Origin of the sequence: Micromonospora sp. NPDC049081 (genome assembly GCF_040648835.1) — a bacterium.
Lineage (GTDB): Bacteria > Actinomycetota > Actinomycetes > Mycobacteriales > Micromonosporaceae > Micromonospora > Micromonospora antibiotica.
Genome location: NZ_JBEZEK010000005.1, coordinates 177,820 through 204,003, shown reverse-complemented (window position 1 = coordinate 204,003; position 26,184 = coordinate 177,820). Strand labels below are relative to the sequence as shown.

The following is a 26,184-nucleotide window of genomic DNA, read 5'->3' as shown; positions in this document are numbered from 1 at the left end:
CGGGCCGGTACACCGCTGTTCCGCCCCCGATGAGGGGATCACCCCGGCCAGGCCGGGGCCGGGCGGCACGTCAGGGTGGGGTGGGACGACCGGTCAGTGCCCGCCACAGCCCCGCGCACGCCTCCGGCTCGGTGTCGTAGGCCAGGCGGACGTCGTACACCCCGCGTTCGTACGCCCCGATCTCCCACCGCCCGTCGGCGGACCGGCGCAGGAACCAGAAGTCGGGTGGCAGGGGAACGTGCTCGTGCACCCCCTCCAGCTCGAAGGCGTCCGGGGAGATCCCGGTCGCGAAGAGGGCGTTACGCAACTCGTGCCGGTCCACGGTGACCTCCAGGGGGCGGGGAAGGGACGGCAACGGATCAGCAGACCGGTGCGGCACGCAGCCCGCCGCCCGCCCCACCCTGACGCGGCACGGCGTCGGTCGGGCAGGGCGGGGTGTCCCCACCCAGATACTCCTCGACGATGACGTGGTGGTCGAGCAACCACTGCACGGTCAGCAGCTTGCCGGCCTGCGGCACGTACTCCGGGTTGAGCTGGAACTGGGTGCCCATGCCGGGCTGCGCGAACCAGGGGGCGATCGGGCCGGAGTCGACGTCGAACGGCTTGAGTACGCAGTAGGTGTGGTAGTTCGCCAGCGGTGCGGCCGGCGTGGTGGCCGGCGGCGTGGGCGGGGTGTTCAGGCTCTGCGGGGCGAGGGAGCGGGAGTTGAACGGGGTGCCGAGCGGGGCCAGGAAGGCGCCACCGGTGAAGCCGAAGCGGTCGAGGCGGTAACCGGGCAGCATGGTCTGCCGCTGCTTCACCGGCTTGCCGTCCGGGCCGAGGAAGAAACCGTTCTCCGGCGGGAAGACCAGCGTGGTCCCGGCCCCGTTGAGGGTGTAGTTCGAGATCCACTGGGACTCGCTCTGCGCGCCGAACCGTCGGTAGCCGGCGAGCAGCGGGCCGACCGGGGACTGTGTCGGCAGTACGGCCGGCCCGAGCAGCCGGTTGTCGTCATAGAACCGGGTGGTCTGCGGGGCGTCCGGCGGCAGGCCGGGCCGGCACAGGCCCGGTGTGTCAGGCGGCGGCTGCGGGGTGCGGGGCCGGCTGTGCTCGGCGCGCGCGGTGGGCTGCTCGGCGCGGGTGGCGGGCTGCCCGCCGTGGCCGGATCGGTTGCCGTCCGGCCCTCGGGAGGCGTCGTCGACAAGCGTGGCGGTCCGGGCCGCGCCGCCCGGCGTACCGGCCGACGGGGCGGCCCCGGGGAGGAGGGCCAGGGCCGCGCTGGAGAGCACGGCGAGAAGCCAACGGCTACGTTTCACCACAAACCTCCTGGAACGGGACGAGTAGCGCCCTCATCCTGCGGAGGTCAGCACGTAAAAGTGAGCCTTCGGGTGGTTCGTCCCCCGATGGGGTGCGTGTCCCGCCCCGGCGGCGATCCCGCGGCCCGGCCGGGTGGTGGAGCCTGCGGTCAGCGCTCCAGGATGGCGGTCACGCCCTGCCCGCCGGCCGCGCAGATCGAGATCAGTCCCCGACCGCCGCCCTTCTCGGCGAGCAACTTCGCCAGCGTCGCCACGATCCGGCCACCGGTGGCGGCGAACGGGTGCCCGGCGGCCAGCGACGAGCCGGTGACGTTGAGCCGGTCCCGGTCGATCGCGCCCAGCGGGGCGTCCCGCCCCAACCGGTCCTTGCCGAACTCCGCCGACTCCCAGGCCGTCAGGGTGGCCAGCACCTGCGACGCGAACGCCTCGTGGATCTCATAGAAGTCGAAGTCCTGGAGGGTCAGCCCGGCCCGGTCCAGCATCCGGGGCACCGCGTACGCGGGGGCCATCAGCAGTCCCTCGTCGCCGTGCACGAAGTCCACCGCCGCCGTCTCCGACCAGGAGAACCAGGCCAGTACGGGCAGTTGGTGCTCGCGCGCCCACTGCTCGGAGGCGAGCAGCACGGTGGACGCGCCGTCGGTCAGCGGGGACGAGTTGCCGGCGGTCATGGTGGCCTGTTCGGCGTCCGGGCCCCGGGTGCCGAAGACCGGCCGGAGCGCGCCGAGCTTCTCCAGGCTGGTGTCGGGGCGGAGGTTCTGGTCCCGGGTCAGCCCCAGATAGGGGGTCATCAGGTCGTCGAAGAAGCCCCTGTCGTACGCGGCGGCGAGGCGCTGGTGCGAGCGCAGCGCCAACTCGTCCTGGGAGCGCCGGTCGATCTGCCAGCGCAGCGCCGTCCGGGCGGCGTGCTCGCCCATCGACAGCCCGGTGCGGGGCTCGGCGTTACGCGGCAGCTCGGGCCGGAACGGCTGGTGCGGGCGGAGCTTCGCGGCGATCTTCAGCCGCTCGCCGAGGGTTCGGGCGCTGTTGAGCTTCAGCAGGGTGCGGCGCATGTCCTCGTTGATCGCCAGCGGCGCGTCGGAGGTGGTGTCGACGCCCCCGGCGATGCCCACGTCGAGCTGCCCGAGGGCGATCTTGTTGGCGACCAGGATCGCCGCCTCCAGGCCGGTGCCGCACGCCTGCTGGATGTCGTACGCGGGGGTGTGCGGGTCGAGCTTCGAGCCGAGTACCACCTCGCGGGTCAGGTTGAAGTCCTTCGAGTGCTTGAGGACCGCCCCGGCGACCACCTCACCGACCCGCTGCCCGGCCAGCCCGAACCGGGCGATCAGCCCGTCCAGCGCCGCGCCGAGCAGGTCCGCGTTGGACGCGCTGGCGTACCGGGAGTTGGACCGGGCGAAGGGGATGCGGTTGCCGCCGATGACCGCGACCCGCCGGATGCTCTGCACGATCCCGCCTCCGTTTCAGGACTTGCCCACAACCTACTGGCCAGTAGGCTACGCCCATGACCGACAGGTACGCGAGCTTCGTCCAATCGGGGGCCGGCCGCGCGCTGGTCAAGCGCCTCGGGCTGCCCGATCCACCGCGACTGCGCCGGCACAGCCCCGGCGACCCGCTGCTGCCCGGCCCGGTCCTGCTCGGCGCGGCCACCGGCGGCCGACTCGCCGACCCGGTCGCCGCCATCCTCACCGCCGCCGGGGTCGACGTACGCACCGGCACCGGCACCGCCCCACCCGCCGCCGGGCGCGACGACTCCGCCGCAGCCGACGGGCCGACCGCCGGGCACGACGACGCCGCCGCCGCAGCCGACGGACCCGCAGGCCGGGACGAGCGGGCGGGGAACGGCGGCGCACCGGCCGGGGGCGGGACGTCCGCCCGGTTCGGGGCCCTGGTCTACGACGCCACCGGCATCACCGACTCCACCGGCCTGCGCCAGCTCTACGACTTCTTCCACCCGCAGGCCCGTGCGGTGCTGCCCAGCGGTCGGGTGATCGTGCTGGGCACCCCGCCGGCCGAGTGCGGCTCACCCCGGGAGGCCACCGCCCAGCGGGCCCTGGAGGGGCTGACCCGCAGCATCGGCAAGGAGTTCGGTCGGGGCGTCACCGCGCAACTGGTCCACGTCACCGCGACCGGTGACGCCGGCACCCCGACCAGCCTGGAGGCGACCCTGCGGTTCCTGCTCTCCGGCCGCTCCGCGTACGTCTCGGGGCAGGTGGTCCGGGTCGGCACCGGGCCGGCCGTCGTACCGGCGGACTGGAACCGGCCGCTGGCCGGGCAGGTGGTACTGGTCACCGGCGCGGCCCGGGGCATCGGCGCGGCGGTCGCCCGGGTACTCGCCCGCGACGGCGCGCAGGTCGTCGCGCTGGACGTCCCGGCGGCCGGGGACGCCCTCGCGGCGGTCGTCAACGAGATCGGCGGCACCGCCGTACAGCTCGATCTCACCACGGCGGACGCCCCCACCCGGCTCGCCGACCACCTGGCCGAGCGGCACGGCCGGGTCGACGTGGTGGTGCACAATGCCGGCATCACCCGCGACAAGACGCTGGGTCGGATGGACGCCGACCGGTGGGACGCGGTGCTCGACGTCAACCTCTCCAGTCAGGAACGGATCAACGACGTGCTGTTGGAACGGGAGTTGATCCCCGAGGGCGGCCGGCTGGTCGCCGTCTCGTCGATCGCCGGGATCGCCGGCAACCGGGGCCAGACCAACTATGCGACCAGCAAGGCCGGGGTGATCGGCCTGGTCGACTCGCTCGCCCCGGCACTGGCCGGGCGGGGGATCAGCGTCAACGCGGTCGCCCCCGGCTTCATCGAGACCCGGCTGACCGCCCGTATCCCGCTGGTGGTCCGGGAGGCGGGTCGCCGGATGAACAGCCTGGCGCAGGGCGGCCTGCCGGTGGACGTCGCCGAGACGATCGGCTGGCTGGCCTGGCCGGCCTCGGGCGCGGTCAGCGGCAACGTGGTCCGGGTCTGCGGCCAGAGTCTGCTGGGGGCGTGATGGCGCGGCGCAGGAACCGACCCGAGGAGTCCGGCGACGGCGAACTGTCGGTCGGCGACCTGATCGAGGGGCCGACGGAGGTCATCTCACCGGCCGCGCTGGCCGCCGCCCGCGCCGCCGGCCCGGGACCCGACCGCAGCGTCGACGAGACCCACGACCTGTCGGCGTACGCCTCCGGGGGTCCGCCGGCACCCGAGGATCCGACGACACCCGCCACCACGGACCTGTCGGCGTACGCCACCGGGGGTCCGGCGGGTCCGACCGCGGGGCACGCCGACGGGGACCTGGCGGCGCGGGCCGGGCGGGCCCGGGTGGAGTTGCCCGGTCTGCCCCGACCGGGCGCGCTCTACCGGCGGGCGTTGCGCGACGCGCTGCCCGGCATCGGCAGGTCCCGCCGGCCGGACGCCGCACCCCCGGTCGAGTTGGCCGTCGCCGGGGTCACCGTCGACCGGGCCCACCTCGCCGGGTACGACCGGGTGTGCGGTTTCCGGCTGGCCGACACGCTGCCGGCGACCTACCCGCACGTGCTGGGGTTCCCGCTGGCGTTGCGGTTGATGACCCTGCCGGAGTTCCCGTTCCCGCTGGCCGGGGTGGTGCACGTGGGCAACCGGATCACCGTGCACCGCCCGGTCCGGACCGACGAACCGTGGGACTTCGTCGCGTACGCCGAGAATCTCCGGCCGCACGCCCGGGGGCGGCAGGTCGACGTCGTCCTGGTCGGCTCGGTCGGTGGCGAGGAGGTGTGGCGCGGGGTGTCGACGTACCTCGGTCGGAAGCGCGGGGCCGGCGGGGGTGCCGGGCGTGACCCGGGTGGGCGCCCCGCGCCGCCGGCCGCCACCGCGCACTGGCGGCTCACCCCCCGCGTCGGTACGGAGTACGCCCGGGTCTCCGGGGACCACAACCCGATCCACACCTCCCGGCTGGGGGCGCGGCTGTTCGGGTTCCCCCGGCCGATCGCGCACGGCATGTGGAGCAAGGCGCGCTGCCTGGCCGCCCTGGAGAGCCGGCTGCCGGAGGCGTACACCGTGGAGGTGGGGTTCAAGCTGCCGGTGCCGCTGCCGTCGACGGTGGCGTTCAGCGCCGCCCCGGGCTGGGACTTCGCCCTGCACGACACCCGGACCGGCCGCCCGCACCTGGTGGGCACCGTCCGCTGAACGACGCACGGCGGTTGCCCACCGCCGTTTCGTGAGCTAGGTTGTTCTCAGATCGAGTAATTCTCAACCTGAGAGGGACGCCGTGAACGAGCAGGACTTCCTCGCCGGATACGACCCCAGCGCCTACCCCTCGACCGCGATCACCGTGGACGTGGTGGCGCTGACCATCCGCGAGGGCGCGCTGCACCTGCTGCTGATCCGGCGTGGCCAACCCCCCTACCAGGGGCATTGGGCGCTGCCCGGCGGCTTCGTCCAGCCCGACGAGGACCTCACCACCGGGGCCCGCCGCGAACTCGCCGAGGAGACCGGCCTCGGTGGCGACCGGCTGCGCCGGGTCCACCTGGAACAACTCGCCAGCTACGGTGCCCCCGACCGGGACCCCCGGATGCGGATCGTCTCCGTCGCCCACCTCGCCTTCGCCCCCGACCTGCCCGACCCGGTCGCCGACAGCGACGCCGACGAGGCCGGGTGGCTGCCGGTCACCGCCCTGCCCAGCCGGCAGCTCGCCTTCGACCACGCCCGGATCGTCGACGACGGGCTGGAACGGGCCCGCTCCAAGCTCGAATACACCCCGCTGGCCACCCGCTTCCTCGGCCCCGAGTTCACCATCGCCGAGCTGCGCGGCGTCTACGAGACGGTCTGGGGGCACCCGCTGCACGCCGGCAACTTCCACCGCAAGGTGCTCTCCGTCCCCGGCTTCGTCGAGAGCACCGGCGGCAACACCGAACGCGGCGGCGCCCGGGGCGGCCCCCGGGCCCGGCTCTACCGGGCCGGCGACGCCCGGCTGCTGCACCCGGCGCTGCTGCGCCCCGCCCGGGAGGAGACCGTCCGGTGAGGACCGACGAGGCGATCCGGCTGGTCACGGCGGCCCGCACCGACGCCGACCTGTTCGGCGTCGACACCCCGGCGCAGCGCTACCGCGAGCTGGTCGCGGCCCTGCACCCCGACCGGCTGGGCGCGCTCGACCATCAGGTACGCGCCGCCGCCACCGACGCGTTCATCCAGGTCACCACCCGCTGGCAGGCCACCCGGACCCCGGCACCCGGCGACCCGACCGGCACCCCCGGCGACCCGACGGCCACCGCCGGCCGACAGGCACCGGACGGCCGCGCCGCCACCGACCCGGCCACCGTCGTGCTCGGGGGATACCGGCTCGGGGCGCTCGCCCACGTCGGTGACCTCGCCGACCTCTACGACGTGGGGGCCGACCGCCTGCTCAAGCTGCCCCGCGACCCGGCCGACAACGACCTGCTGGCCCGCGAGGCGCACGCCCTGCGGCAGATCGAGGAACGCGGCGACCCGCGCCACCTGCCGTACGTGCCCCGACTGGTCGACACCTTCCGACACCGGGACGCCGCCAACGGGGCCGAACGCCGGATCACCGTGCTCGCCGCCGTACCCGGGCTGCACGACCTCGACGCGGTACGCCGGGCGTACCCCGACGGGTTGGACGCCCGGGACGCGGCCTGGATGTGGCGGCGGCTGCTGGTCGCCCTCGGCCTGGCCCACCGGGCCGGCGTGGTGCACGGCGCGGTGCTCCCCCGGCACGTGCTGATCGAGCCGGACGCGCACGGCGTGGTGATCGTCGACTGGTGCTTCTCCGCCGTCGACGGCGGCACCGTCCCGGCGCTGGTCCCCGGGCACGAGGACTGGTACCCGCCGGAGGTCACCGCGCGGCGGCCCGCCGGCCCCGGCACCGACCTGGCGATGGCCGCGGCATGCATGAGCTGGCTGATGGGCGACCGTGCCCCCCGTGAACTACGCGCCTTCGCCGACGGTTGCCGCCGCCCGGCGCTGGCCGCCCGACCCGACGACGCCTGGCGACTGCTGGGCGAACTCGACGAGGTGCTCGACCGGCTCTACGGGCCACGCACCTTCCGACCGTTCACCCTCAACCCCTAGGGAGGCTGCCATGGGCAGCGGAATCTGGTCCACCGACGTGTACGACGCCGCCGACCGCTACCGGAAGAAGAAGGGCACCAGCGCGTTCTCCTACAGCGACAGCGGGGCCCGCACCGTGCACCCGGCGCTCGACCCGCGCGACGCCCTGCGGGAGAGCCGCGACAACGCCGAGCACCCGCAGTCGACACCCATCGCGGTGCTGTTCGACGTGACCGGCTCGATGGGGCACGTGCCCCGTACCCTCCAGGCCAAGCTGCCGCAGCTGCTCGGGCTGCTGCTGCGCCAGGGCTACGCCCGCGACCCGCAGGTGATGTTCGGCGCGATCGGCGACGCCACCTGCGACCGGGTGCCGTTGCAGGTGGGGCAGTTCGAGTCGGACAACCGGATGGACGCCGACCTCGGCCGGATCGTGCTGGAGGGCGGCGGCGGCGGTCAGATGACCGAGTCGTACGAGCTGGCGATGTACTTCATGGCCCGGCACACGGTCACCGACAGTTGGGAGAAGCGCGGGCGGCGCGGCTACCTGTTCATCATCGGCGACGAGCTGGCGTACCCCCGGGTGAGCCGGCGGGAGGTGCGCCGGCTGATCGGCGACGACCTCGGCGAGGACGTGCCGCTGCGGCAGATCGTCGACGAGGTGACCCGCCGCTGGGACACCTACTACCTGCTCCCCGCCGGCAGCCACTACGCCGGCAACGCCAAGGTGCTCGACTTCTGGCGGGACCTGCTCGGGCAGCGCGCCGTCGTCCTCGACGACCTGGACGCGGTCTGCGAGACCATCGCGCTCACCGTCGGCCTCGGCGAGCAGGCCATCGACCTCGACGAGGGGCTGCGCGACCTGGACCGGGCCGGCTCCACCGCCGGCGGCACGGTGTCGAAGGCGCTGGCCCCGCTGGCCGGCGGCCGGCGTACCGAGGTCTCCACGCTGCCGGCCCCGACCGGGTCGCGCCACGCCGGTGGGGTGACCCGGCTGTGACCGACGTCCCCGCCCCCGCGACCCGGCGGCCGGGTCCGGTCCCGTCGGGACCGAACGGGACCGGACCGGGCCGGCACGTGATCGTGGTCGACCTCGGTTACGGCGACGCCGGCAAGGGCACCGTCGTGGACTGGCTCTGCGCGACCCGCCACGTGCACACCGTGGTGCGGTTCAACGGGGGTGCGCAGGCCGCCCACAACGTGGTGCTGCCCGACGGCCGGCACCACACGTTCGCCCAGTTCGGGGCGGGGACGTTCCACCCGGGGGTACGCACCCACCTGGCCCGGCAGCAGGTGGTGGACCCGCTGGCGCTGGCCGCCGAGGCCGACCACCTCGCCTCGGTCGGGGTGCCCGACGCCCTCGACCGGCTCACCGTCGACGGGGAGGCGTTGCTGGCCACGCCGTACCACCGGGCCGCCAACCGGCTCCGGGAGATCGCCCGGGGGGCCGCCCGGCACGGCTCCTGCGGGCTGGGGGTGGGCGAGTCCGTCCGGTACGGGCTCGCCCACCCCGACGAGGCGCCCCGGGTGGCCGACTGCCGGGACCCGGAACTGCTGCGCCGCCGGCTCACCGTGCTGCGGGACCGGCTGACCGCCGAACTCGGTCCGCTGGACGCCCCACCGGTGGCGGACTGCCTGCCGGCGTTCACCGGCTTCGCCGACCGGGTGGCGATCGTCGACCGGTCATACCTGGCCGGGGTGCTGCGGGCGGGGACCTGCGTCTTCGAGGGGGCACAGGGGGTGCTGCTGGACGAGTGGCACGGCTTCCACCCGTACACCACGTGGAGCACCACCACCTTCGCCAACGCCGAGGCGCTGCTCGCCGAGGCGGGGGCGGCCGGGTCGGCGTACCGGCTGGGGGTGGTGCGGACGGTCACCACCCGGCACGGGCCCGGTCCGCTGGTCACCGAGGACCGGGCCCTGCCGTTGACCGATCCGCACAACCCGACCAACCCGTGGCAGGGCCGGTTCCGCTTCGGCCACTTCGACGCCGTCGCCCACCGGTACGCCCTGGACGTGGCCGGTGGGGTGGACGGCCTCGCCCTCACCCACCTCGACCTGACCCACCCCGACCCGACCCGCCCGGCGCTGCGGATCTGCCGCCGCTACGACGGTGTCGACCGGTTGCACCCCGGCCCACCCGGCGACCTGGACCGGCAGGCGGCCCTCACCGCCCGTCTGCTGCGGACCCGCCCGGTGTACGACCCCACGCCCACCGACTGGCCGGCGGCGGTGGCCGGGGCGCTGGCCGCCCCGGTGGTGCTCACCTCGCACGGTCCCACCGCCGCCGACAAGCGGGAGCACACCCCGCCGTCCGGCGATCCGCTCCCGGCCCCGACCAGCGACCAGGTCCCGCAGAAGACCTGATCCACCGGACCAACCCGGCGGCCCGATCCAGGCGACTCCGCCCCGGCCCGGCGGCCCTGATCCAGCAACTCCGCCCCGGCCCGGCGGCCCGATCCAGGCGACTCCGCCCCGGCCCGGCGGCCCTGATCCGGCGACTCCGCCCCGGGCCGGCGGCGCAGCGTCGAGCATGAGGGCATGCAGTCGGTGCTCGACCTGCTCCACCACACCGTCACCTCACCCTGGGTGTACCTGGTGATCTTCGTGGTGACCGCGGTCGACGCCTTCTTCCCGGCGGTGCCCGGCGAGACCGTCCTGATCACCGCCGGGGTGTTCGCGGCCAGCGGCGAGCCGAACCTGACCGCCGTGATCGCGGTGGCGGCCCTCGGCGCGCTCAGCGGCGACCACGTCTCGTACGGCATCGGTCGGGGTGGCGGCGCGCACCGGCTGTCCCGGCTGCCCGACGGCAGCCGCCGCCGGAGCGGCTCGGACTGGGCCCGGCGGGCGGTGGACCGGCGGGGCGGCTCGATCCTCACCACCTCCCGCTTCGTCCCCGGCGGCCGGACCGCCGTCACCCTGACCATGGGTGCCGTCCGGTATCCGCTCTCCCGGTTCCTGGTCTTCGACGCCGTCGCCGCCGTCATCTGGAGCCTGTACTGCGGGCTGCTCGGCTATTTCGGCGGGCTGGCCTTCGAACGCGATCCGGTCCGGGGGCTGATCGTCGGCATCGGCCTCTCCCTGGCCGTGACCGGGTTGATGGAGCTGGCCCGCTGGTTGCGCCTGCGGGCCCGCCGCCGCGCCGCCGGCCACCACTGACCAGTCCGGCCAGGTGGGGCCGGGAACGGGCCACGCACCGGCCCGGGGCCGGCGGGTGGGGCGGTCGGTCCAGGCGTCCGGGGTCGGCGGGTGGGGCGGTCAGTCCGGGGGTCCGGGGTGGGCGGGTGGGGCGGTCAGTCCGTCGGGGGCCGCCAGGTGACGCCGTCGAGGAGTTGGGCCGCACCGAGCCAGGCGACGTTCATCATCCGGGTGGCGGTCTTCTCCGGCTCGGCCTCGGGGTGGTCGGCCAGCCAGTCGGCAAGCGACTCGCTCGCGCCGACCAGGGCGTACGCGACGACCTCCAGCTCGGTCGCGGCGACCTCCCGGCCCCGGGCGCGCAGCGCGTGGTCGAGCATCCCGGCGACCACCTCGACCAGCCGGGCGCGCATCGCGGCCAGTTCGGTGGCGAACGGTTGGGAGCCCCGGGCCTGCCGGTAGAGCACCGCCCAGCCGTCGCGGTGCGCCCCGACGAAGCCGAAGAAGGCCCGCAGCCCACGCCAGAGCCGCTGGTCGGGCGGGAGGTCGGGGGCGGCGGCCCCCGCGATGGCCAGCATCATCCGGGCGGTCTCCCGGTGCAGGCAGGCGATGAACAGCTCCTCCTTGGTGCCGAGGTAGGCGTAGACCATCGGCTTGGAGATGCCCGCGTCCTCGGCGATCTCGTCCATGCTGGCGGCGTGGAAGCCGCGTCGGGAGAAGACCTTGACGGCCGCGTCGAGCATCTGCTGCTCGCGTACGGCCCGGGGGAGGCGCTTGAAGCTGGGTGTGCTGGACACTCTTGCGAGCATACCTACTCGTGCGTAAGGTTACGCTTGAGTAACCGAAATCGTCCGCCCCGAGAGGTGCCACTCCCATGACTGACTTCGACCCGGCCAACTTCGCCAACTTCGGCCCCAAGGAGTTCGCCCAGCTGGTCAAGTCCACCCCGGACGACAAGATCGCCGAGGTGATGTCCGGCGACCTGCGCGGCAAGGTGCTCAGCGAGGTCTTCGGTCGGATGCCGCAGATTTTCCGCGCCGACCGCGCCGGCACCACCAGCGCCGTCATCCACTGGAACATCACCGGCCGGCCCGACGGTGGCACCGACACCTACGAGATCGTCATCGCCGACGGCACCTGCACCGTCAACGAGCCGCCGCAGCACGACCCCAAGCTCGCCCTCACCATGGGCCCGGTCGAGTTCCTGAGGATCGTCTCCGGTGGGGCCAACCCGGTGATGATGTTCATGACCGGCAAGCTGAAGGCCAAGGGCGACCTGGGCCTGGCCGCCAACATCGCCAACCTGTTCGACATCCCCAAGGCCTGACGATGACCGAGTTCTCGCTCGACCTGAACGAGGAACAGCGGGATCTGCGGGACTGGGTGCACGGCTTCGCCGCCGAGGTCGTGCGCCCGGCCGCCGCCGAGTGGGACGCCCGGGAGGAGACCCCCTGGCCGATCATCCAGGAGGCGGCGAAGATCGGCCTGTACGGCTTCGAGTTCCTCGCCACCTGCTGGGCCGACCCCACCGGGCTGTCCCTGCCGATCGCCAGTGAGGAACTCTTCTGGGGCGACGCCGGCATCGGGCTGAGCATCTTCGGCAGTTCACTCGCCGTCGCCGCCATCTACGGCACCGGCACCCCCGACCAGATGGTCGAATGGGTGCCGCAGTGCTTCGGCACCGTCGACGCCCCCGCCGTCGCCGCGTTCTGCACCACCGAACCGGAGGCCGGCTCCGACGTCTCCGCCATGCGCAGCAGAGCCGTCTACGACGAGGCCACCGACGAGTGGGTGCTGACCGGGCAGAAGGCGTACGCCACCAACGGCGGGATCGCCGGGGTGCACGTGGTCACCGCCTCCGTCGACCCCGAGCTGGGCTCCCGTGGGCAGGCCGCGTTCGTCGTACCGCCGGGGACGGCCGGGCTGCACGCGACCCGCAAGCTCAAGAAACTGGGCCTGCGCGCCTCGCACACCGCCGACGTCTTCCTCGACGACGTCCGGGTGCCGGGGCGCTGCCTGCTCGGCGGGAAGGACGCGCTGGACGAGCGGCTGGCGCGGGCCCGGTCCGGCCAGCGGTCCAGCGGCCAGGCCGCGATGCGCACCTTCGAGCTGTCCCGGCCGACCGTCGGCGCGCAGGCGCTCGGCGTCGCCCGCGCCGCCTACGAGTACGCCCTCGACTACGCCAAGGACCGGGTCCAGTTCGGCCGGCCGATCATCGCCAACCAGGCCGTCGCGTTCGCCCTGGCCGACATGAAGATGGAGATCGACGCCGCCCGGCTGCTGGTCTGGCGGGCCTCCTGGATGGGCCGCAACAACCGGCCGTTCACCGCCGGCGAAGGCTCGATGTCCAAACTCAAGGCGGGTGAGGTGGCCGTCTCGGTGACCGACCGGGCCGTGCAGCTCCTCGGCGGGGCCGGCTTCCTGCGCGACCACCCGGTCGAACGCTGGTACCGGGACGCCAAGATCTACACCATCTTCGAGGGCACCTCCGAGATCCAACGGCTGGTCATCTCCCGCGCCATCTCCGGCATCCAGATCCGCTGACCGTCGCCACCGGTCGACCGCCCCGTCACCGCCCGTCCACCACGGGCGACGTCGACTGGGCGGTCGGCCGGCGACGACGCATGATCGGAAAGGAATCCCTGGTGAGGGCCCCGGCCGGCCCCACGTCGTACCCCGAAGGAGGTCGCCGGATGGACCTGCCGTTCATCGTGGCCACACTGACCAGGCGGGGACTGCTCACCCCCGGGCACCCCGTCCGGGTCGCCTCGCAACTCGCCGCACTGCGCCAGTGGGGCTGGGGCATGGCCGGCGAACTGCGGCAGGCCGCCGCCCGCGACCCGGGCCGGGTCGCCGTCGTCGACGAGCACGGCCACGAACTCACCTACCGGGAACTGCTCGACCGGGCCGAACGACTGGCCCGGTCGATGCGCAGCGTGCTCGGCGTACAGGCCGGGGACCGGGTCGGATTGCTGTGCCGCAACCACCACGGGCTCATCGAGGGCATCGTCGCGGCCACCCTGCTCGGCGCCGACGCGGTGCTGGTCAACAGCGGACTGTCCGCCGCGCAACTCGCCACCGTCGCCGACGAGCAACGGCTGCGGCTGCTGGTGCACGACACCGAGTTCGCCGAGCGGGTCCTCGGCGTCCCCGCCGAGGTGCACCGGGTCGACGAAGCCGGCCTCGACGCCCTGATCGCCGCCGCGCTCCCCGCCGACCGGCTCACCCCGCCCGCCCACGACGGCCGGACCATCGTGCTGACCTCCGGCACCACCGGCACACCCAAGGGCGCCCGCCGGCCCGTCCCGACCGGCTTCGGCCCGCTGGTGTCCATCATCGACCGCATCCCGCTGCACACCCACGACACCGTGCTGATCGCCGCCCCGATCTTCCACACCTGGGGGTACGCGGCACTCCAGGTCGCCTTCGCGCTGCGCGCCACCATCGTGCTGCACCGCCGGTTCGACCCGGCCGCCACGCTGGACGCGCTCGTGACCCACCGGTGCCAGGCGCTGTTCGCCGTACCGGTGATGCTGCAACGCCTGCTCGACGTGCCGCCACCGGAGCCCCGGCCGGCGCTGAAGGTGGTCGCGGTCAGCGGCTCGGCGCTGCCCGGCAACCTCACCACCCGGTTCATGGACACCTACGGCGACGTCCTCTACAACCTGTACGGCTCGACGGAGGTCTCCTGGGCCGCCATCGCCGGCCCCGCCGAGCTGCGCCAGGCACCCACCACCGCCGGTCGCCCCCCGCACGGCACCCGACTGGAACTCCTCGGCGACGACGGGAAGCCGGTGCCGGCCGGGCGGGTCGGCCGGATCTTCGTCGGCAACGAGATGCTGTTCGAGGGCTACACCTCGGGGGCCCGCCGGGAGATCCACGACGGGCTGCTCGACACCGGCGACCTCGGCCGGGTCAACGCCGACGGGCTGGTCTTCGTCGACGGCCGGGCCGACGACATGATCGTCTCCGGTGGGGAGAACGTGTTCCCGTCCGAGTTGGAGGACCTGCTCGCCCGGCTACCGCAGGTCCGCGAGGCCGCCGTGCTCGGCGTACCCGATCCGGAGTACGGGCAACGGCTCGCCGCGTTCCTCGCCCTGCACCCCGGCGAGACCCTCGACCCCGAGGCGGTACGCGAGTACGTCCGGCACTACCTGGCCCGGTTCTCCGTACCCCGGGATGTGATCTTCGTGAAGTACCTGCCGCGCAACGCCACCGGCAAGGTGCTCACCCGGGAACTCCGCCGCTACTACGGCTGACCTGTCCCTGACCTCGTCGGGCGACGGTCTGCGGGCAGGGTCGACCTGGGTGCCGGGCGGGTTCCGGGCGCGGGCACGGGCACGGTGGACGCTCGGCGGGCCGTCGGCCCCGGGGTGGTCTCCCCGAGCCGACGATCCGGGTGCCGTGGGGGGCTGTCCCCGATGCCGTCGCTCCCCGTGACCGGCAGGCTCGACACCATGAAGATCATGAATCGGCGTACGGTCCTCGTCGCCACCACGCTCGGCGCCCTGCTCGGCGTTACGGCACCCGGGACGCTCGCCTTCGCCGCTCCCACCTCCACCGTCGGTGACCGGCGCGCAGCTCCGGACTGCCGGCCCGGCACCCTCGACCCGACCCCCGTCCGGCAGGCGATAGCCGGGCTGCCCGACGCCGACGCCACCAGCGCCCAGGTCAGGATCACCACGCCGGACGGCTGCTGGACCGGCACCACCGGCGTACGGGACCTGCGCAGCCAGCAACCCGTACCGCCACACGCCCGGTTCCGGGTCGGCAGCGTCACCAAGACCTTCACCGCGGCCATGGTGCTGCAACTCGTGGCCGAACGCCGGCTCGACCTCGACGCGTCGGTGCAGCGGCTCCTGCCGGGGCTGCTCCCCGCCGACTACCCGACGGTCAGCGTCCGGCAGCTGCTCGACCACACCAGCGGCCTACCCAGCCCCAGCGTGCCGGACGACATCGAGTGGCAACTCGCCCACCGGTACGACAGGTGGACCCCGCAACAGCTGGTCCGGCTCGGCCTCGACAACCCCCGCGAGTTCGACCCCGGCACGAGGCAGCACTACACCAACATGGGCTACATCGTCGCCGGGCTGCTCATCGAGAAGGTCACCGGCCACCCGTACGCGACGGAACTGGACCGGCGCATCGCCCGACCGCTCGGCCTGCGCGACACCTACGCACCGGGCGACGACCCCCACATCCGGGGCCCGCACGCCCACGGCTACCAGGCAGTCGACCGGGACGGCCGGACGGAACTGGTGGACGTGACCACCTGGAGCCAGACCTTCACCCCGGCCGCCGGCAACATCATCTCCAGTCTCACCGACCTGGACACCTTCCTCACCGCGCTCTTCGCCGGTCGGGTGGTGCCGGCGGCCCAGCTCAGCACGATGTTCACCCTGCCCGGCGTGCCGGACGTGAGCGGTGGGCCGGCCCGCTACAGCGCCGGGCTCACCGCGTTCCCGCTGCCCGACGGCGAAACCCTGTGGATCAAGACCGGCTCCCGGTACGGCTACCTCGCCGGGACCGCCTCCACCCGGGACGGCCGCTTCCGGGTGGAATACTCGATCACCAGCACCGACGCCAAGGGCGAGGAACTCAGCGCCACCGCCCAACGGGTCATCGCCGCCGCCCTGTCCCTGCTCTGACGGCCGACCCGCAGGACAACCCGGTGGCCCCGGCGACCGCCCACTGCGCCGGCGACGGCCCCTCGCCGCAACGGTGAACCGACCGCTGCTCGGGAACGGCCGCCGGTCGGGAACAGCTGCTGCCTGGGGACGGCCGCCGGTCGGGAACAGCTGCTGTCCGGGGACGGCGCTGCCAGGGGGCGGCCGCCGGTCGGGAACAGCTGCTGTCCGGGGACGGCCGCTGCCGGGGAACGGGCCGCCCTCAACGGTGACCGGGCCGCCTCACTGGCGGCGGTCGGTCCGGGACAGCGAACTGGTCGCCGCACTGGCGTCGGTCTGGCGTCGGGCGGTGAGCCGACCACCGCCCCGGGAGCGATCCGCCGCGCTCAGCGTCGGGCGGGCTCCCCGGCCACCGCCCGGGCCGCAAATCAGTCCGGGACGGTGATCCGGCCGTCGATCGCGGTGGCGGCGATGTCGTTACGGTGGTGCGAGCCGGCCAACTCGATGCCGCGTACCAGGGCGTAGGCGGCATCGCGGGCGGCGGTCAGGTCCGGGCCGGTGGCCGTACCGCAGAGGACCCGGCCGCCGGCGGAGACCAACGCGCCGTCGGCGGCCCGGCGGGCGGTGCCGGCGTGGATGACGCCCGGGTGGTCGGCACCGGTGATCACGTCACCGGTACGCGGGGTCGCCGGGTAACCCTCGGCGGCCACCACCACGGTGACGGCCGCACCGTCCCGCCACCGCAGCGGCGGGTGCGCGGCCAGCGTGCCCGTCGCGGCGGCGTGCAACAGCCCACCGAGCGGGGTCTCCAGCAACGCCAGCACCACCTGGGTCTCCGGGTCACCGAAGCGGGCGTTGAACTCGATCACCCGGGGGCCGGCGGCGGTCAGCGCCAACCCGACATAGAGCAGGCCGGCGAACGGGGTACCCCGGCGGCGCATCTCGGCAAGCGTCGGGTGGACCACGTCCGCCAGCACCTCGTCGACCAGGCCCGGCGGTGCCCACGGCAGCGGCGCGTACGCCCCCATGCCGCCGGTGTTCGGGCCGGCATCGCCGTCGCCGACCCGCTTGAAATCCTGCGCCGGCAACAACGGCAGGGCCGCCTCACCGTCGGTCACCACGAACAGGGAGACCTCGGGCCCGGACAGGTACTCCTCGATCACCACCCGGCCGCACTCCTGCGCGTGCCGCAACGCGACGTCCCGGTCGTCGGTGACCACCACGCCCTTGCCGGCGGCCAGCCCGTCGTTCTTCACCACGTACGGCGTGCCGAACTCGTCCAGCGCCCGCCCGACGCTCTCCGCATCCGTGCAGGTGTACGCGCGGGCGGTCGGCACCCCGGCCGCCGTCATGATCTCCTTGGCGAAGGTCTTGGAACCCTCCAGCCGGGCCGCCTCGGCCGACGGACCGAACACGGGGACGCCCTTGGCGCTTACCGCGTCGGCCACCCCGGCGACAAGCGGTGCCTCCGGCCCGATCACCACCAGGTCGGCACCGACCTCCACCGCCAACTCGGCCACCGCGACGGGATCGACGGCATCGACCTGCAGCAGCTCCGCCACACCCGCGATCCCCGGGTTACCGGGCGCCGCGAACAGGACCTCCACAGCCGGATCCTCGACCAACCCCAGCGCGAGCGCATGCTCCCGCCCGCCACCACCCAGAAGAAGTACGCGCACGGCGACGAATCCTACCCACCCCTCCCCCACCCCACCGTGCCTCGCCCCCACCCCGGCCCCGCCCCGCCCCCGCCCCGCCCCCACCTCGCCCCGGTGATCAAGAGGTTTGCGTCAGATTAGAGATCAACTTTGACGCAAACCTCTTGATCGGCTGACGCAAACCTCTTGATCACCGGCTAGGGCGGGTAGGGCGGGTGAGGGTTTGGGGTGAGGGCAGCGGGGTGGGTTGGGGCTCGACGGGGTGGGGGCTCGATGGGGTGAGGGCTCGATGGGGTGAGGGCTCGACGGGGTGTGGCTCGGTGGGGTGGAGGGAGGTGTGGATCCGGAGTGGGGCTCGGCGGGGTTGGTGGAATCCGGGGTGGGTGGAATCCGGGGTGGAGCGGGGTCAGTGTGGGGATTCGGGGTGGGGCGGGGTGCGGGTGAGGGACATGGCCTGGCGGACGGTGTGGGGAATGTAGTCCGGGCGGAGCGCGTCGGACCAGGTGAAGCGGAGGATCCGCCACCCCGCGTTGATCAGACGGTTCTGCCGGCGACGGTCGGCGAAGAGTGCCTCGGGGGTGCCGTGCGGGGCGGCACCGTCGGCCTCGGCGATCAGCCGCGCGGCCCGCCAGCCGAGGTCACCGATGCCGAGCAGGTGCCCGTCCTCGTCCCGGACCTCCTGTTGCAGGGTGTCGGGCGGGACTCCACCGTCCACGCAACGCAAGCGTGACCAGGTCTCCAGTGGTGACTGGGCGCGTCCGTCCACCTCGGCGAGGTGACTGCGGGCCGCCGGGGCACCTCGCCGGCCCCGGATGAGCGTCGGCGCGCTGGCCAGGTCCTCCGGGGTGACGAGTCCGCGGTTCAGTGCCGAGTCGAGCACGGACACCGCCGGGTACCGGTCGAGCCGGAGAATCATGTCCGTCACGGTGCGCAACGGCGAGGTCGTGAGGATGCCATCCACCTCGGCGAGGTCGCCCGGGGCCACAGTGAACTGGTGGACGACGAGCGTGGGGTCGGTGTGCCGTTGCGGTCGGGGTCGGTCCACCGGCACCGAGACGTGGACCGCGGGTCGGCGTGGCCCGGCGATGTCGTGCAGCAGGAGGGCGCTGTCGAGGACGGCGAAGGCGTCGGGGCCGAGGCTCGTCACTGCCGCCCGGATGCGGGCCCGCCGGGCGACCGCGTCCGGTGGCCGCCCGGTGGGCGCGTAGCAGCCACGGGACAGCCGCGTCCACCGGCCGGAGCGGCAGAGCTGCCGGACATGGTCCCGGGTCAGCCCGGCCGCGAGGGCCTGCGTCGTGGTGACCATCCCGTCCTGCCTGAAGGCGATCCGACGGAGAGTTTCGAGCGGCATCACCCCGCCACCCTCACGCCCCACCCACCCCCACTTCCACCCCTGTGGATAACCCTGTGGACAACCCCCGGGTTTCCACAGGTGATCAAGAGCTTTACGTCAACGAAAGGCCAATTCGTGACGCAAACCTCTTGATCACCGGGGGCAGAGCGGGACCGCGACGGGGGGAGGGAGGGGGCGGGGTTAGGGGAGGAGGGGGTGGCGGACTACGTTTTCTTCGCGGCCAGGGCCTACGCCTACGACGCTGACGCGGGTGCCGGTGAGTTCCTCGATGCGGGCGATGTAGCGGCGGGCGTTGTCCGGCAGCTCGTCCTCGGTGCGGGCCTTACTGATGTCCTCCCACCAACCGTCGTGCTCTTCGTAGATGGGGGTGGCGTGGTGGAAGTCGGTCTGCGTCATCGGCATGTCGTCGAAGCGTTCGCCGTTGATCTCGTACCCGATGCAGAGCGGGACCTTGGGCAGGCCGGTGAGCACGTCCAGCTTGGTGATCACCAGGTCGGTGACGCCGTTGAGGCGGCACGAGTACCGGGCGACGACGGCGTCGAACCAGCCGCAGCGGCGTTCCCGGCCGGTGGTGGTGCCGTACTCGTGGCCGACCTTGCGCAGGTGCTGGCCGTTGTCGTCGAACAGCTCGGTCGGGAACGGGCCGGACCCCACCCGGGTGGTGTACGCCTTGCTCACCGCGATGACCCCGGTGATCGCGGTCGGCGGGATGCCCGCACCCACGCACGCCCCACCGGCCGTCGGGTTCGACGAGGTCACGAAGGGGTACGTGCCGTGGTCCATGTCGAGCATGGTGGCCTGGGCACCCTCCAGCAGCACCGTCTCGCCCCGGTCGAGGGCGTCCCAGAGCATCACCCGGGTCTCGGCGATGTACGGCCGCAGCCGCTCCGCGTACCGCAGGTACTCCTCGACGGTCTCCTCGACGTCGATCGCCTTGCGGTTGTAGACCTTGAACAGCAGCTGGTTCTTCTCGCGCAGCGCGAGTTCCAGCTTCTTGCGCAGGATGCCCGGGTCGAGCAGGTCCTGGAGCCGGATGCCCATCCGGGCGACCTTGTCGCCGTACGCCGGGCCGATGCCGCGCCCGGTGGTGCCGATCCGGGCCGAGCCGAGGTAGCGCTCCACCACCCGGTCCAGCGCCCGGTGGTGCGGCATGATCAGGTGCGCGTCGCCGGAGATCCGCAGCCGGGACACGTCCACCCCCCGCTCGGCGAGCCCGTCGATCTCGGCGAGCAGCACCTTCGGGTCGACCACCACCCCGTTGCCGATGACGATCATCGCGCTCGGGGAGAGCGCACCTGACGGCATCAGGTGCAGCGCGTACTTCTGCCCGTCCGGGGTGATCACGGTGTGGCCGGCGTTGTTGCCGCCGGAGTAGCGCACGACGTAGTCGACCCGCTCACCCAGCAGGTCGGTAACCTTGCCCTTGCCCTCGTCGCCCCACTGAGCGCCGATGAGCACGATCGCTGGCATCTTTTCCGCCTCCAGAAGGCTCGGGTGCCAGGTGGCGACCGGTTGGCGAGCCCGGGGTGTCAGGCTAACAAGTAGGAACGGCGTGGCCAGCAGGGGTTCGCGTCGAAGGTCAGGAGGCCCGGTTTGTACGACGTGGTGCTGCTCACCCTCGGCTCGGAGCGGGACGCTCCCGGTGGGGGCTGCGGCAGCGGCGACGGCTGCTGCGGGGGTGCTCCGCAGGCCGCCGGGCAACCGGCCGGAGAACGGACCGACCCGACCGCCGGGCAGACCCCCACGGGCCGTCCGACCGGTGGGCACGAGCAGGCCGGGGGCGGTGGGCACGAGCAGGCCGGGGCCGAGGGGCACGGGACGGATCAGGGGCGTTGCGAGACGCCCCGGGTGCCGGTGCTGGCCTGTGCGGACGCGTTGACCGCCCGGGGGGCCCGGGTGGAGACGGTCGTCGCCCGCTCCGAAGCCGAGGTCGACGAGGTGCTGGCCCGGCTGGACGCCCCGGCCCGCCCCGACGGCCTCACCTGGCCCGACCCGGACAGCAAGGTCCGGCTGGTCGTCGCCACCGCCACCGACGCCCAGTTGCGCGCCGTCGTGCGCCGCCTGGTCCGCCGGTACGCCCCACCGCCGAGCCGTCGCCCCGCCGAACTGGCCGGCAACCGTACGGTGCCCGATCTGCCGCCGATCGGCGTACTCCCGCTCGATCCGGCCCGGGGTGGCCCGCACCGGGATCTGGCCGGGCAGCTCGGCCTGCCCCGGGACCCGGCGGCGGTGGCGGCGGCCGTGCTCGACGGCGGGGTGCGCCGCCTCGACCTGCTGCGCAACGACGGCGGCTCGGTGACCCTGGACGGTGCGTTGCTCGGCGCTGCCGACGACGCGGGCCGGCCGCTGCACTGGCGTGGCCGGGTGGAGGTGGACGACGCGGTGCTCACCGACGGCGCGGACCCGATCCTGGCCTGCGCGATCGGCAACGCCGGCGGGTACGCGACCCTCGACTCGCTGCCGTTGCTCACCGCCGGCGACCCGACCGACGGTCTGGTGGAGGTCGCGGTGGCCGTTCCCGTGCCGACCCGCTCCACGTTGGGTAGGAAGAAGAAGATCCGCTACGAGGTACGTCGGGCCCGGGGCCGGGCGGTGGCCGTGATCCCCCGTGACGAACGGGTGCCGTTCCTCGACGACGGGGTCGAGGGCGAGTTGAGCCGGAAGCGTTCCTGGTGGACCGAGCCCGGGGCCTGGGCGGTTTTCACGGGCTGACCACCCACCCGCGTCCGTCACCCGGCGTGACGGCAACGGGACGGCCTATCCTCGGCGGGAGGAATGGGGAGGAGCCGTGGTGGACGACAACGCCGACCGGGCAGGACTGCCCGGCCAGCCGCCGGTGCCGGAGCGGGACATCGAACCGCTCTGGCCGCCCGACCCGACCGAGCCGGTGCCGCACTGGGCCGGTGAACCCCCGCCGGTCTTCCCGCCGACGGCGTACCCGTCGCTCGCGGCGGAGGTGACGCCGACGCCGGCCGACGGTGGTTGGGCCCCACCCGGCGACGGTTGGACGCCCACCCACCCGGAACCGACCCCCACCCCCGCCCTCCCCCCGGGGTACGACGTCCCCCCGGGGTACGACCCACCGAGGTATGACGTCCCACCCGGGCGGGCGGCGACGGGCCGGGCCGGGCGGGTGGACATCGACCTGCCCTTCTCGCTGGATCCGTCGCTCGCCGGCCCACCGGTGCCGGCGCCCGGCCCGGCCCGGGGGGCTGCTCCGTCGGCGCCCACGGACCCGCCCGACGGCCCACCCCACCCCGCCCCGCCGTCCCCTGCGCGTAACGCGACCGTCGTGGCCCACGGCACTGACCCGACCGAGTGGAATCTCGGCAGGTTCGGGCCCCTCCAGCGGCCGAGATCCGCCCCGGTCCAGGAGCCCGGACCGGAGGCGGCGGCAGTCGTGGCGGCGGCGCCGGCACAGCCCGCAGGCCGAGGCGAGTCGCCCTGGGCGCTGCCGCCCCAGCGACTCGCGGCCGGCGTCGAGGAGTCGGCCCCGACCGCTGCCGGACCGCCACCGAGGCCCACCGCCCCCGACGCGGATCTCGGCCCCGCCGGACCCGGACCCGGCCACACCGCCGCATCCGATCCGGCCCACCCCGACCCGGAGCACCTCAGCCCGACCCATCCCGGCCCGACCTATCCCGGCCCGGAACGCCTCGGGCCGGAGCGCCACGCGGCGGACGAGGCCGGACCGGACGCGCTCGACCCGACCGCCTCCGCGCCGGCCACGCCCGGACCGGCCGCCCACGGCCCAGGGTCGACCGGCCCGGCCGCCCACGGCCCCGGACCGACCGGGCCCGCAACTCCCGGACCCGCCACCCACGGCCCCGAACCGACCGGACCCGCAACTCCCGGACCGGCCCGGCCCGGGGTGACGGGTCCCGGGGAATCCGGCCTGCTGCCCGGACCGCAGGTGCCCGGCGGCTGGCACCGGTCGTCGTGGCCGGAGCAGCCCCCGCCGGCCGGGACGGCACCGGCCGCCGGGCCCCCGGCGGCCTATCCCGACCCGGTGGGCTACCCGGAGCTGGGCTGGTCACCGGACAGCGGGATCGCGCCGACCGCCGAGGACTTCGCCCGCCGTCGGCAGATCCGGCCGGCCGACCCGATCGCCACGATGGGCGTGCGGGCCGTGGTCAACCGGATCGGCCTGGTGAAACTCCCGCCGGGGCAGCACGAGCAGGAGGTGAAGCGGGACATCGAGATGGTGCGCCGCAACTTCGGCGGGCTGCGCCAGGTGACCGTGGTCAACCCCAAGGGCGGCGCCGGGAAGACGGTGGCCATCCTGCTGCTCGCGATGACCTTCGGGCAGAAGCGCGGGGGTTACGTGCTGGCCTGGGACAACAACGAGACCCAGGGCACCCTGGGGATGCGGGCGCAGCAGGACTTCCACTCCCGTACGGTCCGGGACATGCTGCGTGACCTCGGGCAGTTCCAGGGGCCGCACGGCCGGATCGGGGACCTGTCGCAGTACGTCCGCTCGCAGGGCGAGGGGATGTTCGACGTGCTCGCCTCGGACGAGTCGGCCACCGGGGGCGAGATGCTGACGGCGGCGGCGTTCGCCGAGATCCGCGAGGTGGTGAGCCGGTTCTACAAGCTGATCTTCGTGGACACCGGGAACAATGTCCGGGCGCAGAACTGGCAGGCCGCGATGGACGCCACCGACCAGTTGGTGGTCACCATGTCGGCCCGGAACGACTCGGCGGAGACGGCCGCCCGGATGCTCGACCACCTGGAACAGAGCGGCCGGCACCGGCTCGTCCGGCAGGCGGTGACGGTGGTGTCGATGCCCCCGTCACGCAAGGAGATCGACCTGCCGGCCATCCAGGAACACTTCGCCGCCCGGACCAGGGCGGTGCTGCTCGCACCGTACGAGCGGCTGATCGACACCGGTGAGCCGATCCGGTACGGCGGGCTCTCCTCGGCCACCCGGGACGCCTGGCTGAAGATCGCGGCAGCGGTGGCCGAGGGGCTCTGAGCGGCCCGTAACCGTCGGCACCGGCCCACCCCGAACGGACTTGTCGGGGGCGGGCCGGCGTCGACCGGCCGGTCAGGCGCTGGCGAGGGCGTCCCCGGCCGCCGGGTCGCAGTCGCGGAGGAACTGGGCGCACCGGGCGGCCTCGTCCGCCTCGCCGATCTCCCCGGCGGCCCGGGACAGGACGTAGAGGCAGCGCAGGAAGCCCTGGTTCGGGGCGTGCGACCACGGGACCGGGCCGTGCCCCTTCCAGCCGCTGCGCCGCAACTGGTCCAGGCCACGGTGGTAGCCGGTGCGGGCGTACGCGTACGCGGCGATCACCTGACCGCCGTCGAGGGCACGGGTGGCCAGGGCCGCCCAGGCCGCGCTGTGGGTGGGAAAGCGGGCCGCGACCTCGGCGTACGCCTCGTCGGTGCCGTGCTCGGCGGCGGTGGCCAGCGCGGCGTCCGCGTCGTCGTGCGCGGGCAGGAGGGTGGCCGGAGGCTCAGGCAACAGGTTCTGCATCGCCCCATTCAACCCGCTTCGCCCTGCACCGCGCGAGGGGGTCGGACGCATACGGTGGCTGAACGGTGGAGGTCTACGTCACGCCCGGGACCCTGTCGGGTGAACCCTCGGCCGACCGTACCGGCCCTGCGGTCGTGCCGGCGACCCGCGCGGCCCGGATGATCCACCCCAGCGGTCGTGCCGGTCGGCCCTGCGGCCCATGCCGCACGAAGATATTTTCCACTACAACTATTGGTCCGGAGCCTCCCCAGGACCCGGTTACGCAGGAGCCCGGCGACCTCGGTCGCCGGGCTCCTGTCGTCGGTGCCCCGGCCGCCGCGCGGCGGACGCCCCGGCCCCCGCCGGATGCCAGGCCCGGCCGCCGCGCGGGGGTGGCGGGGTGGAGGCAGGATGGCGGGGTGCCGACCCCACCTCCCGCGGACGTCATCGCGCCGCACGACACCAGTCATGACGAGATCGAGACCCGGGCCGAGTTCGACCGGCACCTGGTCGCCGGCAGCCTCGCCGGGTTGACCGTGCAGGGGCTGCGCCTCGACCTCGATCCGGTTCCCGACCTGACCGCCACGGAGGTGACCGGGACCCTCTTCGTGGGTTGCCGGTTCGCCGGCCGGGAGGTCGGCGCGGACCTGGTCCGGCGCGGGGCGAACGTGGTGCCGCCCTTCTCCGGTCTGCCCTACCCGACCCAGCCGGCCCACCTGTACACCCCGACCGACCTGGCCGAGGGGTTCGCCGACGGCGGGTTCGCCGGGATGTACGACACCCGGGTCTACGAGCACTTCCGCGCCCACGGTGGCGCGCTGCCGGACGTGAAGGAGGCGCTCGGGCAGCGGTTGCACGACCACGGGGTGGACAACGCCCTGGCCGACGCGACCCGGACCTGGCTCGCCACCCACGGGCCGCAGTCGGTGGTGGGGGTGATGGGTGGGCACGCGGTGCCGCGCGGCAGTGTGCCGTACCGGATGGCGGCGGTGCTGGGCTGGGAGCTGGCGCGGGCCGACCGGCTGGTGGTGACCGGCGGCGGCCCCGGGGTGATGGAGGCGGCCAACCTGGGCGCGTTCCTGGCGGCCTGGCCGGCGCGGGAGTTGGACACCGCGATCGACCTGCTGGCGGTGGCCCCCGACTTCACCGATCACGACCGGTACACGGCCGCCGCGTTGGCGGTGCGGGACCGTTACGTCGCCACCGTGCCGCAGCAGCGCGGCCCCGGCCTGGACTGGGCCCGCTCCGGCGGGCTGGCCATCCCCACCTGGTTGTACGGGCACGAGCCGGCGAACCTGTTCGCCGGGCGGATCGCCAAGTACTTCTCCAACGCCATCCGGGAGGACACTATCCTGCGGCTGGCCCGGGGCGGGATCGTCTTCGCGCCCGGCCGGGCCGGCACCGTGCAGGAGGTGTTCCAGGCGGCGACGAAGACGTACTACGGCACGGACGGCGCGAGCGGGGCGTACGTCTTCCTCGACCAGGCGTACTGGACCCGGGAGTTGCCGATCGAGTCGCTGCTGCGCCCACTGTTCGCCGGGTCGCCGGCCGGTGACCTGTCCGCCAGCATCCACCTCACCGACGACGTCCACGAGGCCGTCCGGGTGCTCACCGCGACCGGCTGAGGTCCGTCCCG

General features: G+C 74.0%; 22 protein-coding genes. 14 read left to right on the top strand and 8 right to left on the bottom strand.

Going from position 1 to position 26,184, the window contains the following annotated elements; genetic code table 11:
• Positions 1–70: 70 nt before the first annotated feature.
• The 3 genes from AB0B63_RS10985 to AB0B63_RS10975 all read right to left on the bottom strand — a co-directional run bounded on the left by AB0B63_RS10985 (position 71) and on the right by AB0B63_RS10975 (position 2,737).
• On the bottom strand, positions 71–355 hold the full coding sequence (locus AB0B63_RS10985) for a hypothetical protein (RefSeq protein ID WP_357016893.1): 285 nt from the start codon (positions 353–355) through the stop codon (positions 71–73).
• A 4-nt stretch (positions 356–359) separates the two neighbouring features.
• On the bottom strand, positions 360–1,295 hold the full coding sequence (locus AB0B63_RS10980; RefSeq protein WP_357016890.1) for a TNT domain-containing protein: 936 nt from the start codon (positions 1,293–1,295) through the stop codon (positions 360–362).
• Between the two features lie 149 nt (positions 1,296–1,444).
• Positions 1,445–2,737, bottom strand: coding sequence for an acetyl-CoA C-acetyltransferase (locus AB0B63_RS10975; RefSeq protein WP_357016887.1), 1,293 nt, complete (start codon positions 2,735–2,737; stop codon positions 1,445–1,447).
• 56 nt (positions 2,738–2,793) lie between these two features.
• Between AB0B63_RS10975 and AB0B63_RS10970 the strand changes: the two genes are divergently transcribed.
• The 7 genes from AB0B63_RS10970 to AB0B63_RS10940 all read left to right on the top strand — a co-directional run bounded on the left by AB0B63_RS10970 (position 2,794) and on the right by AB0B63_RS10940 (position 10,478).
• On the top strand, positions 2,794–4,287 hold the full coding sequence (locus AB0B63_RS10970) for a 3-oxoacyl-ACP reductase (protein ID WP_357016884.1): 1,494 nt from the start codon (positions 2,794–2,796) through the stop codon (positions 4,285–4,287).
• A gap of 284 nt (positions 4,288–4,571) precedes the next feature.
• A complete protein-coding gene (locus AB0B63_RS10965; protein WP_357017118.1) occupies positions 4,572–5,441 on the top strand; it encodes a MaoC/PaaZ C-terminal domain-containing protein in 870 nt (289 codons plus the stop codon).
• A gap of 82 nt (positions 5,442–5,523) precedes the next feature.
• Positions 5,524–6,276, top strand: coding sequence for an NUDIX domain-containing protein (locus AB0B63_RS10960; RefSeq protein ID WP_208565336.1), 753 nt, complete (start codon positions 5,524–5,526; stop codon positions 6,274–6,276).
• A complete protein-coding gene (locus tag AB0B63_RS10955) occupies positions 6,273–7,343 on the top strand; it encodes a serine/threonine protein kinase (protein WP_357016880.1) in 1,071 nt (356 codons plus the stop codon). The genes AB0B63_RS10960 and AB0B63_RS10955 overlap by 4 nt, the downstream gene beginning before the upstream one ends.
• 10 nt (positions 7,344–7,353) lie before the next feature.
• Positions 7,354–8,319 carry a hypothetical protein gene (locus tag AB0B63_RS10950; RefSeq protein WP_357016877.1) on the top strand — a complete coding sequence of 322 codons (966 nt, stop codon included), beginning with the start codon at positions 7,354–7,356 and terminating at the stop codon, positions 8,317–8,319.
• Between the two features lie 80 nt (positions 8,320–8,399).
• Entirely contained in the window at positions 8,400–9,686 is a 1,287-nt protein-coding gene (locus AB0B63_RS10945; protein ID WP_357017115.1) for an adenylosuccinate synthetase, read from the top strand.
• A 174-nt stretch (positions 9,687–9,860) separates the two neighbouring features.
• Positions 9,861–10,478: a DedA family protein gene (locus tag AB0B63_RS10940; RefSeq protein WP_357016874.1), complete on the top strand. Its 618-nt coding sequence runs from the start codon at positions 9,861–9,863 to the stop codon at positions 10,476–10,478.
• Positions 10,479–10,612: 134 nt separating this feature from the next.
• Here AB0B63_RS10940 and AB0B63_RS10935 read toward each other — a convergent pair whose 3' ends face one another.
• Positions 10,613–11,251 carry a TetR/AcrR family transcriptional regulator gene (locus AB0B63_RS10935; RefSeq protein WP_208565328.1) on the bottom strand — a complete coding sequence of 213 codons (639 nt, stop codon included), beginning with the start codon at positions 11,249–11,251 and terminating at the stop codon, positions 10,613–10,615.
• Between the two features lie 77 nt (positions 11,252–11,328).
• On the opposite strand from AB0B63_RS10935, the gene AB0B63_RS10930 reads away from it, so the two are divergent.
• From AB0B63_RS10930 to AB0B63_RS10915, 4 genes are all read left to right on the top strand, one after another.
• Positions 11,329–11,781 (top strand): SCP2 sterol-binding domain-containing protein, encoded by a 453-nt coding sequence (locus AB0B63_RS10930; protein ID WP_208565327.1) that lies wholly within the window; start codon positions 11,329–11,331, stop codon positions 11,779–11,781.
• Between the two features lie 2 nt (positions 11,782–11,783).
• Positions 11,784–12,998, top strand: coding sequence for an acyl-CoA dehydrogenase family protein (locus AB0B63_RS10925; RefSeq protein ID WP_357016869.1), 1,215 nt, complete (start codon positions 11,784–11,786; stop codon positions 12,996–12,998).
• Positions 12,999–13,147: 149 nt separating this feature from the next.
• Entirely contained in the window at positions 13,148–14,713 is a 1,566-nt protein-coding gene (locus AB0B63_RS10920; protein WP_357016866.1) for an AMP-binding protein, read from the top strand.
• Positions 14,714–14,911: 198 nt separating this feature from the next.
• Positions 14,912–16,102 carry a serine hydrolase domain-containing protein gene (locus tag AB0B63_RS10915; RefSeq protein ID WP_357016863.1) on the top strand — a complete coding sequence of 397 codons (1,191 nt, stop codon included), beginning with the start codon at positions 14,912–14,914 and terminating at the stop codon, positions 16,100–16,102.
• 407 nt (positions 16,103–16,509) lie between these two features.
• Here the strand turns inward: AB0B63_RS10915 and purD are convergent, their stop codons facing one another.
• From purD to AB0B63_RS10900, 3 genes are all read right to left on the bottom strand, one after another.
• Complete coding sequence (purD, locus tag AB0B63_RS10910) at positions 16,510–17,760, bottom strand: phosphoribosylamine--glycine ligase (protein ID WP_357016861.1); 1,251 nt, start codon at positions 17,758–17,760, stop codon at positions 16,510–16,512.
• Positions 17,761–18,145: 385 nt separating this feature from the next.
• Positions 18,146–19,090: a type IV toxin-antitoxin system AbiEi family antitoxin domain-containing protein gene (locus AB0B63_RS10905; RefSeq protein ID WP_357016858.1), complete on the bottom strand. Its 945-nt coding sequence runs from the start codon at positions 19,088–19,090 to the stop codon at positions 18,146–18,148.
• A 183-nt stretch (positions 19,091–19,273) separates the two neighbouring features.
• Entirely contained in the window at positions 19,274–20,563 is a 1,290-nt protein-coding gene (locus AB0B63_RS10900; RefSeq protein WP_208565321.1) for an adenylosuccinate synthase, read from the bottom strand.
• Between the two features lie 123 nt (positions 20,564–20,686).
• Here AB0B63_RS10900 and AB0B63_RS10895 point away from each other — a divergent pair, with 123 nt between their 5' ends.
• Both AB0B63_RS10895 and AB0B63_RS10890 read left to right on the top strand, forming a co-directional pair.
• Entirely contained in the window at positions 20,687–21,805 is a 1,119-nt protein-coding gene (locus tag AB0B63_RS10895) for a hypothetical protein (RefSeq protein ID WP_357016854.1), read from the top strand.
• A gap of 76 nt (positions 21,806–21,881) precedes the next feature.
• The gene (locus AB0B63_RS10890; protein ID WP_357016851.1) at positions 21,882–24,068 is read left to right on the top strand and encodes a chromosome partitioning protein; all 2,187 of its coding nucleotides are present in this window, start codon (positions 21,882–21,884) and stop codon (positions 24,066–24,068) included.
• Positions 24,069–24,140: 72 nt separating this feature from the next.
• Here AB0B63_RS10890 and AB0B63_RS10885 read toward each other — a convergent pair whose 3' ends face one another.
• Positions 24,141–24,569 carry a DUF3151 domain-containing protein gene (locus AB0B63_RS10885; RefSeq protein ID WP_208565318.1) on the bottom strand — a complete coding sequence of 143 codons (429 nt, stop codon included), beginning with the start codon at positions 24,567–24,569 and terminating at the stop codon, positions 24,141–24,143.
• A 398-nt stretch (positions 24,570–24,967) separates the two neighbouring features.
• Here AB0B63_RS10885 and AB0B63_RS10880 point away from each other — a divergent pair, with 398 nt between their 5' ends.
• Positions 24,968–26,173, top strand: coding sequence for a hypothetical protein (locus AB0B63_RS10880; RefSeq protein ID WP_208565317.1), 1,206 nt, complete (start codon positions 24,968–24,970; stop codon positions 26,171–26,173).
• Positions 26,174–26,184: the final 11 nt, after the last annotated feature.

Excerpts from the sequence above, each read along its gene's own strand:
- AB0B63_RS10970 (WP_357016884.1), top strand. The coding sequence starts at position 2,794 with ATGACCGACAGGTACGCGAGCTTCGTCCAATCGGGGGCCGGCCGCGCG.
- AB0B63_RS10950 (WP_357016877.1), top strand. The coding sequence starts at position 7,354 with ATGGGCAGCGGAATCTGGTCCACCGACGTGTACGACGCCGCCGACCGC.
- AB0B63_RS10940 (WP_357016874.1), top strand. The coding sequence starts at position 9,861 with ATGCAGTCGGTGCTCGACCTGCTCCACCACACCGTCACCTCACCCTGG.
- AB0B63_RS10930 (WP_208565327.1), top strand. The coding sequence starts at position 11,329 with ATGACTGACTTCGACCCGGCCAACTTCGCCAACTTCGGCCCCAAGGAG.
- AB0B63_RS10925 (WP_357016869.1), top strand. The coding sequence starts at position 11,784 with ATGACCGAGTTCTCGCTCGACCTGAACGAGGAACAGCGGGATCTGCGG.
- AB0B63_RS10920 (WP_357016866.1), top strand. The coding sequence starts at position 13,148 with ATGGACCTGCCGTTCATCGTGGCCACACTGACCAGGCGGGGACTGCTC.
- AB0B63_RS10915 (WP_357016863.1), top strand. The coding sequence starts at position 14,912 with ATGAAGATCATGAATCGGCGTACGGTCCTCGTCGCCACCACGCTCGGC.
- AB0B63_RS10905 (WP_357016858.1), bottom strand. The coding sequence starts at position 19,090 with ATGCCGCTCGAAACTCTCCGTCGGATCGCCTTCAGGCAGGACGGGATG.
- AB0B63_RS10900 (WP_208565321.1), bottom strand. The coding sequence starts at position 20,563 with ATGCCAGCGATCGTGCTCATCGGCGCTCAGTGGGGCGACGAGGGCAAG.
- AB0B63_RS10885 (WP_208565318.1), bottom strand. The coding sequence starts at position 24,569 with ATGCAGAACCTGTTGCCTGAGCCTCCGGCCACCCTCCTGCCCGCGCAC.